The organism is Acidovorax sp. MR-S7 (genome assembly GCF_000400995.2).
Lineage (GTDB): Bacteria > Pseudomonadota > Gammaproteobacteria > Burkholderiales > Burkholderiaceae_C > MR-S7.
The window spans coordinates 1-13,387 of the sequence record NZ_DF238894.1 but is presented as its reverse complement, the minus strand read 5'-3'; the positions used below and the strand labels follow the sequence as shown (position 1 = coordinate 13,387).

Sequence of the window (13,387 nt, the reverse complement as noted above, 5' to 3'; positions counted from 1 at the left end):
GTGTCAGGACTTCTGCACGAGGCTCTTGCCGTGCTCGGGCGAGGGCCACAGGCCGCGCGGGCGCAGCAGCATCACGATGATCATCGCCAGCGCGATCAGGAGCTGGCGCAGGATGGACGAGTCCAGGCGCCCGTCGGTCATGGCCTGCAGCGGGCCGGCCACGTAGCGCAGCACCTCGGGCAGCGCCGACAGCAGCACCGCGCCCAGGATCACGCCCGGGATGTGGCCGATGCCGCCGAGCACCACCATGGCGACGATCATCACCGACTCCATGAGGCTGAAAGACTCGGGCGACACGAAGCCCTGGAATGCGCCGAACATGGCCCCCGCCACGCCGCCGAACGAAGCGCCCATGCCGAAGGCCAGCAGCTTCATGTTGCGGGTGTTGATGCCCATGGCCTTGGCGGCGATCTCGTCCTCGCGGATGGCCATCCACGCGCGGCCGATGCGCGAGTCCTGCAGGCGGTAGCACACCAGGATGGTGACGAGCACCAGCGCCAGGAACAGGTAGTAGTACAGCGTGACCGAGTTGATGTCGTAGCCGAACAGCTCCAGCCGCCGCCCCAGGTCGAGCCCGAAGACCTTCACCGAGTCGATCTGCCCCAGGCCCTTGGGGCCGTTGGTGATGTTGACCGGGTGGTCCAGGTTGTTCATGAAGATGCGGATGATCTCGCCGAAGCCCAGCGTCACGATGGCCAGGTAGTCGCCGCGCAGCTTGAGCACCGGGATGCCCAGCAGCACCCCCGTGCACGCCGCCAGCACCAGCGCCAGCGGAATCACCAGCCACAGCGAGATGTGCAGCCCGTCGGGGAAGTGCGCGGAGAACCACGCGAAGTTGTCCGCCAGGTGCGGCGAGGCCAGCAGGCCGAACATGTAGGCGCCCACGGCGTAGAAGGCCACGTAGCCCAGATCGAGCAGGCCCGCGTAGCCCACCACGATGTTCAGGCCCAGGGCCAGCATCACGTAGAGCAGCGCCAGGTCGGCGATGCGCACCCAGGCGTTGCCGAAGTACTGCAGCACCAGCGGCAGCACCAGCAGTGCGATGCCGCCCAGGATCCATTGGATCTTGTTGTTTTTCATGTGTGTGCTCCCTCTGGTCTCAGGCGCGGTCCGCCACGCGCTCGCCCAGCAGGCCCGAGGGGCGCAGCGTGAGGATGATGATGAGCACGATGAAGGCGAAGATGTCGGTGTAGTGGCTGCCCAGCACGCCGCCCGTGAGCTGGCCGATGTAGCCCGAGCCGATCGCCTCGATCAGCCCCAGCAGGATGCCGCCGACCACTGCGCCCGCGAGGTTGCCGATGCCGCCGAACACCGCCGCAGTGAAGGCCTTCAGGCCCGGCAGGAAACCCATGGTGTGCTGGGCCGTGCCGTAGTTCGACGCCCACATGATGCCGGCGATGGCCGCCAGCACCGCGCCGATGATGAAGGTGGCGGAGATCACCATGTCGGGCTTGACGCCCATGAGCGCCGCCACACGCGGGTTCTCGGCCGTGGCGCGCATGGCGCGGCCCAGGCGCGTGTAGCTCACCAGGTAGACCATGGAGGCCAGGGCGACCACCGTCACGCCCAGGATGAGGATCTGCGTGGTGGTGATCACCGCGCCCCCGATCTGGAAGGGCGCGGCGGGCAGCAGCGTGGGATAGGGCTTGTAGTTGGGCTTCCAGACGATCATCGCCAGCGTCTGCAGCAGGATGGACATGCCGATGGCGGTGATCAGGGGCGCCAGGCGCGGGCTGTTGCGCAGAGGCTTGTAGGCGACCTTCTCGATGGTGAAGTTGAGCACTGCGGCCACCACGCAGGCGATGAGGGTGGCCAGCAGGAGGATGCTCCAGCCCGGCGCGCCGGGCATGGCCTCCTGCATGAGGCCGATGCAGCTCCAGCTGGTGAGCGCCCCGATCATGAGCACTTCCCCGTGGGCGAAGTTGATGAGCTGGATGATGCCGTACACCATGGTATAGCCCAGGGCTATCAAGGCGTACATGCTGCCCAGGACCAGACCATTGATGATCTGCTGCAGCAAAATGTCCATAAATTGAGTCCTTTGTAATGACGCGCGCACCAGCAGGCACCGCCAACCGGTGCAGCCTTGTGGGCCCGTCTGCCATCTAGCAAAAAACCCGCCAGGATGGTCTGCGCGGGTTCAGTGAAGAAATTTTGTCACGGCTTTTGCGTTGTCTCCATCGCGTTCCGGCGGGGTTTTCCCTTGCTCCCCCAACACATCAGGGAACCATTTGCGCGATTAGAAATTCTGATGGCGGCCGTGTAAGCAGGGAATGCGCTTATTCCCAAAAGGACGGGATTCACGGTGGACGGGCCATGCGGCCCAGGCCACTCAGTCCTGCGCAGGCGGGGGCGCAGCGGCGGCATTGCGCGCGCGCAGCTCGTCGAGCTTCTGCCCGATCTTGATCTCCAGCCCGCGCGGCACGGGCGCGTAGAAGCCGGGCGGCTCCATGCCCTCGGGCAGGTAGCTCTCGCCCGCGGCGAAGCCCCCTTCCTCGTCGTGCGCGTAGCGGTAGCCCTTGCCGTAGTCCAGCTCCTTCATGAGCTTGGTCGGCGCGTTGCGCAGGTGCATGGGCACGGGGCGCGTGCCGTCCTGCTTCACGAAGGCACGCGCCTTGTTGTAGGCCATGTAGCCCGCGTTGCTCTTGGGCGCCACGGCCAGGTACAGCACGGCCTGGGCCAGCGCCAGCTCGCCTTCGGGCGAGCCCAGGCGCTCGTAGGTCTGCGCGGCCTCGTTGCAGATCTGCATGGCGCGCGGGTCGGCCAGGCCGATGTCCTCCCACGCCATGCGCACGATGCGCCGGGCCATGTAGCGCGGGTCGGCCCCGCCGTCGAGCATGCGCACCAGCCAGTAGAGCGCCGCGTCCGGATCGCTGCCGCGCACGGACTTGTGCAGCGCGCTGATGGTGTCGTAGAACTGCTCTCCGCCCTTGTCGTAGCGGCGCATGCGCTCGCCGAGCACCTGCAGCAGCCAGGCGTCGGTGATCGTCTCCACCTTCGCCTGCTCGGCGGTGACCGCCAGCGTCTCCAGCGTGTTGAGCAGCCGCCGCGCATCGCCGTCGGCATAGGCGATGAGGCGCTCCAGCGCTTCGCTTTCGATCGCTGGCAGCGCTTGCTGCGCCTGGGCTTTGGCCACGATCTGCTTCAAATCGTCTTCGGACAGCGGCTGCAGCACGTACACGGCAGCGCGCGACAGCAATGCGGAGTTGACCTCGAACGACGGGTTCTCGGTGGTGGCGCCGATGAAGGTGAAGAGGCCGCTCTCCACGTGCGGCAGGAAGGCGTCCTGCTGGCTCTTGTTGAAGCGGTGCACCTCGTCCACGAAGACGATGGTGCGCTGCTGCATCAGTCCGTCGCGCGCGATCTCGGCCTGCTGCACCGCGTCGCGGATGTCCTTCACGCCGCCCAGCACCGCGCTGATGCTGATGAACTGCGCATCGAACGCCTCGGCCATGAGCCGCGCGATGGTGGTCTTGCCCACGCCCGGCGGCCCCCAGAGGATGCAGCTGTGCGGCCGGCCGGACTCGAACGCGAGGCGCAGCGGCATGCCCGGCCCCAGCACGTGTTGCTGGCCGATCACCTCGCCCAGCGTGCGTGGGCGCAGGCGCTCGGCCAGGGGCTGGTGGACGGGAGCAGGAGTCTTCGCGGCAGGCATAGGCCCCTGATCGTAGCGGTCTTGTAGCCCCCGGGCAGGCTTTCTATGATGTGCCTCCCTTGTCCTACGGAAAGTTGCCATGCGCTACCACGGAAGCTGCCACTGCGGCCAGATCGCCTTCGACGTGGAGGGCGACGCGATCACCCAGGCCATGGCCTGCAACTGCTCGATGTGCCGGCGCAAGGGCTCGCTGTTGTGGTTCGTGCCGCGCGAGCGGCTCGCGCTGGCCACGCCCGAGGAACAGATGGGCACCTACACCTTCCACAAGCATGTGATCCGGCACCGCTTCTGCCCCACCTGCGGCATCCACCCCTTCGGCGAAGGCACGGGCCCCGACGGACGGGCCATGGCGGCCGTCAACGTGCGCTGCCTGGACGGCGTGGACCTGGAAGCGCTCGCCGTCACCCATTACGATGGCCGATCGGCCTGACGACGCCATGCCCGTCCGCATCGTCCGCCTCGGCAGCCCGCGCGCGCCCGGCGAGGGCACGCGCATCGGCACCGTGCGCCGCCCGCCGCGCGGCGTGCCCAGGGAGCAGTTCTCGGCGCAGGACTGGTACGACGTCTGGTACCCCAACCTGGCCCCGGGCAACGACACCGTGAAGATGGCCCAGGCCGCAGCCACGCCGCAGGAATGGGCAGCCTTCGAGCGCCGCTACCGCGCCGAGATGGCCACGCCCGAGAACCGCCACAGCATCGCGCTGCTGGCCGCACTCTCGCAGCAAAGCCATTTCTCCGTGGGCTGCTACTGCGCGGACGAGGCGCACTGCCACCGCTCCGTGTTGCGCGCGCTGCTGGCCGAAGCCGGCGCGCGCATCGTGGATTGACGGCCGCCCCCATGCCCCGCCGCGAATCGCTGGACGCGCTCCTGCGCCGCGTGCGCGCCTGCACGATCTGCGCGCCCGCCCTGCCGCTGGGCCCACGCCCCGTGCTGCAGGCGGGCACCGGCGCGCGCATCCTCACCGCCGGCCAGGCGCCGGGGCGCAAGGTGCACGCGAGCGGCATCCCTTTCGACGACGCGAGCGGCGAACGCCTGCGCGCCTGGCTCGGCCTGCCGCGCGAGGTGTTCTACGACCCCGCGCGCGTCGCCATCGTGCCCATGGGCCTGTGCTACCCCGGCCGGGGCGCCTCGGGCGACGCGCCGCCGCGCCCCGAATGCGCGCCTGCCTGGCGCGCACTGCTGCTGGAGCGGCTGCCGCAGATCGCGCTGACGGTGGCCGTGGGCCAGTACGCCCTGGCCTGGCATCTGCCGCAGCACCGCGGCCGGCCGCTGGGCGAGACGGTGCGCCAGTGCGACCCGGCGCAGGGCGCCGTGCTCGCCCTGCCCCACCCCAGCCCGCGCAACAACGGCTGGCTGCAGCGCCACCCGTGGTTCGAGGCCGAGTGGCTGCCCCAGGTGCGTGCGCGTGTGGCCGCAGTGTTGGCGGAAGATTCAAGCCAAATCGGTCTCTAGCGCTTACCCATGAAGCGCAAGCAGCTATCAAAATGGAGCGATCGCGACAAATATAGACCAATCGGTCTAATTCATGGAATAATGAAACCGATCAGTCCAATATCGAATCCATGCAACCCTCCACCGCCCCGCGCCGTCGCGGCCGCCCGCCGAAGCACCTGGCCGAACCGCGCCAGGACACGCGCTCCCTGCTGATACGCACGGGCGTGGCCGTGCTCACGGAGAAGGGCTACTCGGCCGTCGGCATCGACGAGATCCTGCGCCAGGCCGCCGTGCCCAAGGGCTCGTTCTACCACTGCTTCGAGAGCAAGGAAGCCTTCGGCCAGGCGCTGATCGCGGCCTATGCCGACTACTTCGCGCGCAAGCTGGACCGCTGGCTGCTCGATGCGGAAGCGGCCCCTTTGCAGCGGCTGCGCCGCTTCATCGACGACGCCGAGAAGGGCATGGCGCGCCACGGCTTCCGACGCGGCTGCCTCGTCGGCAACCTGGGGCAAGAGATGGGCACGCTGCCCGAATCCTTCCGCGCGCAGCTGGAAGGGGTCTTTCTCGACTGGCAAACACGCACCGCCGCCTGCCTGGCCGAGGCCCAGCGCGCGGGCGAGATCGCGCATCACCACGACTGCGCGGCGCTCGCGGAGTTCTTCTGGATCGGCTGGGAGGGTGCCGTGCTGCGCGCCAAGCTCCAGCGCAGCGCGGCACCGCTGCAGACCTATGCCGGCGGCTTTTTCCAACTCTTGACCACTTGAGGAGACACCATGTTCCGAGGCTTGCTCATCGACAAACAGGACGGCCGGCAGACCGCCGAGGTACGGATGCTGGACGAGGCATCGCTGCCCGAAGGCGAGGTGACCGTGCGCGTCGCCTGGTCCACGCTCAACTACAAGGACGCGCTCGCCATCACCGGCCGCTCGCCCGTGGTGCGCAAGTTCCCGATGGTGCCGGGCATCGACTTCGCGGGCGCCGTGGAATCCAGCACCGATCCCGCATACCGGCCCGGCGATGCCGTGGTGCTCAACGGCTGGGGCGTGGGCGAAGGGCACTGGGGCGGGCTGGCCGAGCTGGCCCGCGTGCCTGCGCGCTTCCTGATTCCCCTGCAGGCACCCTTCACGCCGCGCCAGGCCATGGGCATCGGCACGGCCGGCTACACCGCCGCGCTGTGCGTGCTGGCGCTGGAGCGCCACGGCATCACGCCGGACAAGGGCCCCGTGGTGGTGACCGGCGCGGCGGGCGGCGTGGGTAGCGTGGCCGTGGCGCTGCTGGCCAAGGCGGGCTACGAGGTAGCCGCCGTCACGGGCCGGGTGCAGGAGGCCGACTTCCTCACCGGCCTGGGCGCGCGCCACATCATCGACCGCGCGGAAATCTCCCAGCCCGGCCGGCCGCTGGAAAAGGAGCGCTGGGCCGGAGCCATCGACGTGGCGGGCGGCCAGGTGCTGGCCAACCTGTGCGCCGCCATGCGCTATCGCGGCGTGGTGGCGGCCTGCGGCCTAGCGGCGGGCATGGGCTTTCCGGCCACGGTGGCGCCCTTCATCCTGCGCGGCGTGACCCTCGCGGGCATCGACAGCGTGATGGCGCCCACGCCCGACCGCCTGCAAGCCTGGCAGCGCCTGGCCGCCGACCTGGACATCGCCGTGCTCGAAAAGCTGATGCACGAAATTTCGCTGGACGATGCCATCGCCATCGCGCCCGACCTGCTCGCAGGCCAGGTGCGCGGCCGCCTCGTGGTGCGCGTGGGTGCATCGCAATGAACCCCTTTTTTCAGGAGAACACCATGACCGCCACCCCATCGATCAGCCGCTTTCCCGTCCCCGAGATCAAGGACCTGCCCGACGACATCCGCGAGCGCGTGCTCGCCGTGCAGGAGAAGGCCGGCTTCGTGCCCAACGTGTTCCTGGTGCTGGCGCACCGGCCCGACGAGTTCCGCGCCTTCTTCGCCTACCACGATGCGCTGATGGAAAAGCCCGGCAACCTCACCAAGGCCGAGCGCGAGATGATCGTGGTGGCCACCAGCAACGCCAACCAGTGCCAGTACTGCGTGATCGCCCACGGCGCCATCCTGCGCATCCGCGCCAAGAACCCTCGAATAGCCGACCAGGTGGCGGTGAACTACCGCAAGGCCGACATCACGCCGCGCCAGAAGGCCATGCTGGACTTCGCCATGAAAGTCTCGGCGCGGGCGCAGGAGGTGGACGACCAGGATTTCGACATGCTCCAGCAGCACGGCTTCACCCAGGACGACATCTGGGACATCGCAGGCATCGCCGCGTTCTTCGGGCTGTCCAACCGCATGGCCAACGTCACCAGCATGCGGCCCAACGACGAGTTCTACGCCATGGGGCGGTAGGGCACGCCTGGAAGGGCACCGGATATGCTGCACGCCTGCCCTCTGCCGCGAGACCGCCATGTCCCTTGCCGCCAATATCGTCGTTGCCCTGATCGGCCTGTTGCACGTCTACATCCTCGTGCTGGAAATGTTTCTGTGGGAGAAGCCCGCAGGCCGCCGGGCCTTCGGCATGACGCGCGAGCAGGCGGCCGCCACCAAGGTGCTGGCCGGCAACCAGGGCCTGTACAACGGTTTCCTGGCCGCCTGTTCTGGGGCTTGGCAGTGGACGGCATGGCCTGGAAAGTCTTCTTTCTGCTGTGCGTGCTGGTAGCGGGCCTGTATGGCACGGCCACGGCCAGCCGCAAGATCCTGTTCATCCAGGCGGTCCCTGCGGCTATCGGGCTGGCGCTGGTGCTGCTGGCTTGATTCTTTAGATAAAAAAGGCCTCCAGCGCTTTTCCAGCAAACGCAGGCAGCTATGAAAAGAGAAGCAATTACTGTTGCAGCACGTCCGCCCCCGAAGGCGGCTTGAACGTGAACGTGCCCGCAGGCAGTGCCGGGTTGAGCTGCATGCCCGTGAAGCGAATCAGCGAACGCTGGCCGAAGCTGTCCAGAATGTCCAGCGCCGCGAGCGCCTCGCCGTCGAAGCCGACGCGCACGCTTTTCAACTGGCCCTCCTTGGCCTTCGGCGTGGCGAGCACCCACTGCAGGCCGCCCTCGTCGGGTGCGGCTTCCAGCGTGAAATCAGCATGCAGCGCGCCGAGGTCGGGCGCTGAGGCGAGCAGTGCCGCGGGCGTGGAGCCCAGGGCCTTGTCCTGAGCGCGCTGGGTGACTTGGTTCAGGTCGGCGTCGTAGAGCCAGAGCGTCTTGCCGTCGGCCACGATGGTCTGCGCAAACGGTTTTTCGTAATTGAACTTGAAGCGGCCGGGGCGCTGGAATTCGAAGCTGCCGCTCGACGTCTTTGCACGCGCAGCCTGCCCGTCCTTCGGCGGCGCGGTCACGGTCTGCGTGAACGCGGCGCGGCCGGACTGGGCCGTCTTCATGAAGTTCTCAAGGCTTTTCAAACCGTCAGCCCAGGCAGAGCAAGCGCTGGCAGCTATGAATACAGTAGCGAAAATTTTCTTCAAGGCAGGGGTTCCTATTCACTGCGCGCGGGCACGAGCACTTCGCGCTGGCCGCTGGCCGTGAGGGCACTGACCAGGCCGGCCTTTTCCATGTCTTCGAGCAGGCGCGCCGATCGGTTGTAGCCGATGCGCAGCTTGCGCTGCACGTAGGAGATGCTGGCCTTTCGATCCTTCAGCACCACCTCCACGGCCTGGTCGTACATGGGATCTTTCTCGCCCCCGCCGCCTTCGCCGTCGCCCAGCCCGAAGCTGCTGTCGTCACCCTCGACGGTACCGCCTTCGAGCACCCCTTCGATGTAGTCCGGCTCCCCTTGTTCCTTGAGGTAGCTGACGACACGGTGCACCTCGTCGTCCGAGACGAATGCGCCGTGCACGCGCACGGGCAGGCCCGTGCCGCTGGCCATGTAGAGCATGTCGCCCATGCCCAGCAGCGCCTCGGCGCCCATCTGGTCGAGGATGGTGCGACTGTCGATCTTGCTGCTGACCTGGAACGCGATGCGCGTGGGGATGTTGGCCTTGATGAGGCCGGTGATCACGTCCACGCTGGGCCGCTGCGTCGCCAGGATCAGGTGGATGCCGGCCGCGCGCGCCTTCTGCGCGAGGCGGGCGATGAGTTCCTCGATCTTCTTGCCCACGACCATCATCAGGTCGGCCAGCTCGTCGATCACCACCACGATGTGCGGCAGGCGCTGCAGCGGCTCGGGCTCCTCGGGCGTGAGGCTGAAGGGGTTGGGGATGGATTCCTCGCGCGCCTTGGCATCGTCGATCTTCGCGTTGTAGCCCGCGAGGTTGCGCACGCCCAGCTTGCTCATGAGCTTGTAGCGCCGCTCCATCTCGGCCACGCACCAGTTCAGGCCGTGGGCGGCCTGCTTCATGTCGGTGACCACGGGCGCGAGCAGGTGCGGAATGCCTTCGTAGACCGACATTTCGAGCATCTTGGGATCGATCATCAGCAGGCGCACGTCGCGCGCCTCGGCCTTGTAGAGCAGCGAGAGGATCATGGCGTTGATCCCCACCGACTTGCCCGAGCCCGTCGTGCCCGCCACCAGCACGTGCGGCATCTTGGCGAGGTCGGCCACCACGGGCGCGCCCACGATGTCCTTGCCCAGGCCCATGGTGAGCATGCTCTTGGCGTCGTGGTAGACCTGCGAGCCGAGGATTTCCGAGAGCTTGATGGTCTGGCGCTTGGCGTTGGGCAGCTCCAGCGCCATGTAGTTCTTGCCGGGGATGGTCTCGATCACGCGGATGGACACCAGCGAGAGCGAGCGCGCCAAGTCTTTCGCCAGGTTGACGATCTGCGAGCCCTTCACGCCCGTGGCGGGCTCGATCTCGTAGCGCGTGATGACCGGGCCGGGCATGGCGGCCACCACCGTCACGTCCACGCCGAAATCCTTGAGCTTCTTCTCGATGAGGCGGCTGGTCATCTCCAGCGTCTCGGGCGCCACGGTTTCCTGGCGCGCCTGCGCCGCGTCGAGCAGGTCCACCTGCGGCAGCGGGCTGTCCGGCATGTCGGAGAACAGCGGCTTCTGCCGTTCCTTGACCACGCGCGTGCTCTGCGGCGCCTCCTGCAGCACGGGCTCGATGATCTGCACGGGCTGGGGGTGGTGCTCCTCGATTTCGTGGCGCTCCTCCTGCACCACCTCCTCGCGCTCGCGCGCCGCGCGGCGACCCACGGCCACGTCCTTGGCCTTCTCGCGCCGTGCGCGGCCGGTCTGGACCAGCGCGTCGATGCGCCCGCCCAGCCGCTCGGCCAGGTGTCCCCACGAGAAGCGGAACACCAGCGCAGCGCCCAGCACCACCAGCACCACACCCGCCAGGCCCGAGCCGGTGAACCCGAGCCACTTCACGGCCAACGGCCCCGTCACATAGCCCAGCACGCCGCCCGCATGGCCAGGCAGCAGACTCTCGAAACGGTACAGGCGCGACCACTCCAGGGCCGCGCTGGCGCACAGCAGCAGCGCCAGCCCGGCCCAGAACAGGCCGCGCCGCAGCCACGGGCCGTGCGTGCCCTGCAGCGCCTCGCCGCCGCGCATCCAGCGCGCCAGCGACGCCAGCCAGGCGCGCACGCCGGCGGCCACGCACCACCAGACGGAAAAGCCCAGCGCGAAATAGCTGCCGTCGGCCAGCCAGGCGCCGAAGCGCCCGACCCAGTTGGACAGGGGCCGGCCCGCGCCCGAGGTGGACCAGGCCGCGTCCTGCGCGGAATAGCTCGTGAGGGCCAGCAGCCAGAAGACCAGGGCCAGCAGGCCCAGCACCAGGCCGATCTCGTGGCCGAAGCGCGCGGCGCCCGTGCGGGGCGCCGATTTGCCGGAGGAGGAAGCGTTCAGGGTATTGAGGGAATACGTCATGGCACAGGTAGCGCGCGAGCTTACCGCAGGGCCGTTCAGCCCAGCGCGTCGAGCCGTTCTTTGAGCACGGTGGCGCCCGAGGGCTGCGCCTCGATGAAGCCGCGCTCGTCCAGGTCCTTCATGACGCGGCTGACCATCTCACGCGAAGCGCCCACCACCTTCGCCAGATCCTGGCGCGAGATCTTGTCGCGGATCACCAGCCGGCCCTGCGCGTCGGGCTCGGCCGACTCCAGCAGCGCACGGGCCACGCGGCCGTACACGTCCAGCAGCGCCAGCGACTCGATGCGGCGATTGGCGTGCCGCAGGCGCTTGACCAGCCCGCGCATGAGCGCCAGCGCCATGGAGGCGTTTTCGGCCAGGCAGCGCGTGAACTCGGCGCGCCCCAGCACCAGCACGTCGGTCTGCACCTCGGCGCTGACGGAGGCGCTATGGGTATTGCCGTCGATGATGCTCATCTCCCCGATGTAGTCGCCCGGGCCCAGCGTGGCCAGGATCACCTGGCGTCCGCGGCTGTCGGTGGCCACCACGCGCGCGCGGCCGGTGAGCAGGAGGAACAGCGCATCCGACTGGCGGCCCTGCTCCACCAGCGCCTCGCCGCGCTTGTAGCGCCGCTTGACCACCGCGCTGCCCAGCGCCTGCGCCTGCGTGGCATTCAGCAGGGAAAACAGGGGCACGCGGCGCAGCAGGTCAAGATTGGACAACATGGTGGACATGGGGATTCCCTGGAAACGGAGGGCGATTCGGCCTGGGAACGCACCCGGTGCGCGCCCTTCATACAATGAATGTTTGCGCCGGAAGGACCGCGCGCGACGCAACGCACTTTCTACCATGTCCACTACCCAACACGCCAAAGTCATGATCCTCGGCTCCGGCCCCGCGGGCTACACCGCTGCGGTGTACGCGGCGCGCGCCAACCTCAACCCGGTGCTCATCACCGGCATCGCCCAGGGCGGCCAGCTCATGACCACGACCGAGGTGGACAACTGGCCCGCGGACGTGAACGGCGTGCAGGGCCCCGAGCTGATGCAGCGCTTCCTGGAGCATGCCGAGCGCTTCAAGACGCAGATCGTGATCGACCACATCCACACGGTGGACCTGTCCAAGCGCCCCTTCACCCTCACGGGCGACAGCGGCACCTACACCTGCGACTCCCTCATCATCGCCACCGGCGCCTCGGCCAAGTACCTCGGCCTGCCCTCGGAAGAAGCCTTCATGGGCAAGGGCGTGTCGGCCTGCGCCACCTGCGACGGTTTCTTCTACCGCGAGCAGGACGTGTGCGTGATCGGCGGCGGCAACACTGCCGTGGAGGAGGCGCTGTACCTGTCCAACATCGCCCGCAAGGTGACGCTGGTGCACCGCCGCGACAAGTTCAAGGCCGAGCCCATCCTCGTGGACAAGCTCATGGAGAAGGTCAAGGAAGGCAAGATCGAGCTCAAGACCCACTTCACGCTTGACGAAGTGCTGGGCGACCAGAGCGGCGTGACCGGCATCCGCATCAAGAGCACCCAGGACGGCCATACCGAGCAAATTGCCCTGCAGGGCGCCTTCATCGCCATCGGCCACCATCCCAACACCGACATCTTCCAAGGCCACCTCGCCATGGAGAACGGCTACATCGTCACCCAGGGCGGCCTCAAGGGCTTCGCTACCCAGACCAGCGTGCCGGGCGTGTTCGCCGCCGGCGACGTGCAGGACCACGTGTACCGCCAGGCCATCACCAGCGCCGGCACGGGGTGCATGGCGGCGCTGGATGCGCAGCGCTTCCTGGAGCAGCAGGAGTAACGTCGCCAGACACGCCTGGCTGGCCACGCCTAGCCGGCCGCGCTATAATGCGCGGCTTTGCTGAATTTGCAGCAATCGGGTTACCGCCACCCGTTCCAACTGGCGAGGTGAGGTTGCAGGCCGCACGGGCCCGCAGCCGTGAACTACCGGAGTGTCCTCATGGCACGCGTATGTGAAGTAACGGGCAAGAAGCCCATGGTGGGAAACAACGTTTCCCACGCCAACAACAAGACCAAGCGCCGTTTCCTGCCCAACCTGCAGTACCGCCGTTTCTGGGTGGAGAGCGAGAACCGCTGGGTGCGCCTGCGCGTTTCCAGCGCCGCCCTGCGCCTGATCGACAAGAACGGCATCGACTCCGTGCTCGCAGACATGCGTGCCCGTGGCCAGGCCTGATTCACTGAAGGAGAAACACCATGGCTGCTAAAGGCGGACGCGAAAAAATCAAGCTGGTGTCGACGGCCGAGACCGGTCACTTCTACACCACCACCAAGAACAAGAAGACGATGCCCGAGAAGATGTCGATCATCAAGTTCGACCCCAAGGCTCGCAAGCACGTCGAGTACAAGGAAGCCAAGCTGAAGTAATTCGGCCCCCGTTTCCCGAAAAAACCGCCTCGCTTTGCGCGCAGGCGGTTTTTTTATGGCTCTGTCACAAATCTGTGTTGGTAGTATGTGGGCCAACGCGTTGACGGAGTGGGTTTGCCATG

The 13,387-nt window shown here is 67.5% G+C and carries 15 protein-coding genes and 1 pseudogene; 10 read left to right on the top strand and 6 right to left on the bottom strand.

The annotated features are described in order from the left end of the window. Positions 1-3: 3 nt before the first annotated feature. The 3 genes from AVS7_RS01775 to AVS7_RS01765 all read right to left on the bottom strand — a co-directional run bounded on the left by AVS7_RS01775 (position 4) and on the right by AVS7_RS01765 (position 3,655). Entirely contained in the window at positions 4-1,080 is a 1,077-nt protein-coding gene (locus AVS7_RS01775; RefSeq protein WP_020226792.1) for an ABC transporter ATP-binding protein, read from the bottom strand. Positions 1,081-1,099: 19 nt separating this feature from the next. Continuing rightward, positions 1,100-2,029 carry a branched-chain amino acid ABC transporter permease gene (locus AVS7_RS01770; protein WP_020226791.1) on the bottom strand — a complete coding sequence of 310 codons (930 nt, stop codon included), beginning with the start codon at positions 2,027-2,029 and terminating at the stop codon, positions 1,100-1,102. Positions 2,030-2,332: 303 nt separating this feature from the next. Then, positions 2,333-3,655, bottom strand: coding sequence for a replication-associated recombination protein A (locus AVS7_RS01765; RefSeq protein WP_020226790.1), 1,323 nt, complete (start codon positions 3,653-3,655; stop codon positions 2,333-2,335). 79 nt (positions 3,656-3,734) lie between these two features. Between AVS7_RS01765 and AVS7_RS01760 the strand changes: the two genes are divergently transcribed. The 7 genes and pseudogenes from AVS7_RS01760 (at position 3,735) to AVS7_RS01730 (ending at position 7,854) form a co-directional block, all read left to right on the top strand. Continuing rightward, a complete protein-coding gene (locus AVS7_RS01760; RefSeq protein WP_020226789.1) occupies positions 3,735-4,085 on the top strand; it encodes a GFA family protein in 351 nt (116 codons plus the stop codon). Positions 4,086-4,092: 7 nt separating this feature from the next. Next, positions 4,093-4,482: a DUF488 domain-containing protein gene (locus tag AVS7_RS01755; RefSeq protein WP_034689727.1), complete on the top strand. Its 390-nt coding sequence runs from the start codon at positions 4,093-4,095 to the stop codon at positions 4,480-4,482. An 11-nt stretch (positions 4,483-4,493) separates the two neighbouring features. Further along, entirely contained in the window at positions 4,494-5,108 is a 615-nt protein-coding gene (locus AVS7_RS01750; RefSeq protein ID WP_020226787.1) for a uracil-DNA glycosylase family protein, read from the top strand. A 110-nt stretch (positions 5,109-5,218) separates the two neighbouring features. Next, on the top strand, positions 5,219-5,854 hold the full coding sequence (locus tag AVS7_RS01745) for a TetR/AcrR family transcriptional regulator (protein WP_020226786.1): 636 nt from the start codon (positions 5,219-5,221) through the stop codon (positions 5,852-5,854). A 9-nt stretch (positions 5,855-5,863) separates the two neighbouring features. Beyond that, on the top strand, positions 5,864-6,853 hold the full coding sequence (locus AVS7_RS01740) for an MDR family oxidoreductase (protein ID WP_020226785.1): 990 nt from the start codon (positions 5,864-5,866) through the stop codon (positions 6,851-6,853). 23 nt (positions 6,854-6,876) lie between these two features. Beyond that, positions 6,877-7,449, top strand: coding sequence for a peroxidase-related enzyme (locus AVS7_RS01735; RefSeq protein ID WP_020226784.1), 573 nt, complete (start codon positions 6,877-6,879; stop codon positions 7,447-7,449). Positions 7,450-7,507: 58 nt separating this feature from the next. Continuing rightward, positions 7,508-7,854 (top strand): annotated as a pseudogene (locus tag AVS7_RS01730) (DUF1304 domain-containing protein). A 67-nt stretch (positions 7,855-7,921) separates the two neighbouring features. Here the strand turns inward: AVS7_RS01730 and lolA are convergent. From lolA to AVS7_RS01715, 3 genes are read right to left on the bottom strand one after another with little or no spacing between them, the layout of a single operon-like run. Next, the gene (lolA, locus tag AVS7_RS01725; protein ID WP_034689717.1) at positions 7,922-8,554 is read right to left on the bottom strand and encodes an outer membrane lipoprotein chaperone LolA; all 633 of its coding nucleotides are present in this window, start codon (positions 8,552-8,554) and stop codon (positions 7,922-7,924) included. 11 nt (positions 8,555-8,565) lie between these two features. Further along, positions 8,566-10,899 carry a DNA translocase FtsK gene (locus AVS7_RS01720; protein ID WP_020226782.1) on the bottom strand — a complete coding sequence of 778 codons (2,334 nt, stop codon included), beginning with the start codon at positions 10,897-10,899 and terminating at the stop codon, positions 8,566-8,568. A 35-nt stretch (positions 10,900-10,934) separates the two neighbouring features. After that, entirely contained in the window at positions 10,935-11,612 is a 678-nt protein-coding gene (locus AVS7_RS01715; protein WP_020226781.1) for a Crp/Fnr family transcriptional regulator, read from the bottom strand. Between the two features lie 115 nt (positions 11,613-11,727). On the opposite strand from AVS7_RS01715, the gene trxB reads away from it, so the two are divergent. From trxB to rpmG, 3 genes are all read left to right on the top strand, one after another. Beyond that, positions 11,728-12,681, top strand: coding sequence for a thioredoxin-disulfide reductase (gene trxB, locus AVS7_RS01710; protein ID WP_034689716.1), 954 nt, complete (start codon positions 11,728-11,730; stop codon positions 12,679-12,681). 159 nt (positions 12,682-12,840) lie between these two features. Continuing rightward, the gene (rpmB, locus tag AVS7_RS01705) at positions 12,841-13,074 is read left to right on the top strand and encodes a 50S ribosomal protein L28 (protein ID WP_003058229.1); all 234 of its coding nucleotides are present in this window, start codon (positions 12,841-12,843) and stop codon (positions 13,072-13,074) included. Positions 13,075-13,094: 20 nt separating this feature from the next. After that, complete coding sequence (gene rpmG / locus AVS7_RS01700) at positions 13,095-13,265, top strand: 50S ribosomal protein L33 (protein ID WP_013518066.1); 171 nt, start codon at positions 13,095-13,097, stop codon at positions 13,263-13,265. Positions 13,266-13,387: the final 122 nt, after the last annotated feature.

Coding starts and splice junctions, on each gene's coding strand:
- AVS7_RS01755 (WP_034689727.1), top strand. CDS start 4,093: ATGCCCGTCCGCATCGTCCGCCTCGGCAGCCCGCGCGCGCCCGGCGAG.
- AVS7_RS01750 (WP_020226787.1), top strand. CDS start 4,494: ATGCCCCGCCGCGAATCGCTGGACGCGCTCCTGCGCCGCGTGCGCGCC.
- AVS7_RS01745 (WP_020226786.1), top strand. CDS start 5,219: ATGCAACCCTCCACCGCCCCGCGCCGTCGCGGCCGCCCGCCGAAGCAC.
- rpmG (WP_013518066.1), top strand. CDS start 13,095: ATGGCTGCTAAAGGCGGACGCGAAAAAATCAAGCTGGTGTCGACGGCC.
- AVS7_RS01775 (WP_020226792.1), bottom strand. CDS start 1,080: ATGAAAAACAACAAGATCCAATGGATCCTGGGCGGCATCGCACTGCTG.
- AVS7_RS01735 (WP_020226784.1), top strand. CDS start 6,877: ATGACCGCCACCCCATCGATCAGCCGCTTTCCCGTCCCCGAGATCAAG.
- AVS7_RS01765 (WP_020226790.1), bottom strand. CDS start 3,655: ATGCCTGCCGCGAAGACTCCTGCTCCCGTCCACCAGCCCCTGGCCGAG.
- AVS7_RS01715 (WP_020226781.1), bottom strand. CDS start 11,612: ATGTCCACCATGTTGTCCAATCTTGACCTGCTGCGCCGCGTGCCCCTG.
- AVS7_RS01720 (WP_020226782.1), bottom strand. CDS start 10,899: ATGACGTATTCCCTCAATACCCTGAACGCTTCCTCCTCCGGCAAATCG.
- AVS7_RS01770 (WP_020226791.1), bottom strand. CDS start 2,029: ATGGACATTTTGCTGCAGCAGATCATCAATGGTCTGGTCCTGGGCAGC.
- trxB (WP_034689716.1), top strand. CDS start 11,728: ATGTCCACTACCCAACACGCCAAAGTCATGATCCTCGGCTCCGGCCCC.
- AVS7_RS01760 (WP_020226789.1), top strand. CDS start 3,735: ATGCGCTACCACGGAAGCTGCCACTGCGGCCAGATCGCCTTCGACGTG.
- AVS7_RS01740 (WP_020226785.1), top strand. CDS start 5,864: ATGTTCCGAGGCTTGCTCATCGACAAACAGGACGGCCGGCAGACCGCC.
- rpmB (WP_003058229.1), top strand. CDS start 12,841: ATGGCACGCGTATGTGAAGTAACGGGCAAGAAGCCCATGGTGGGAAAC.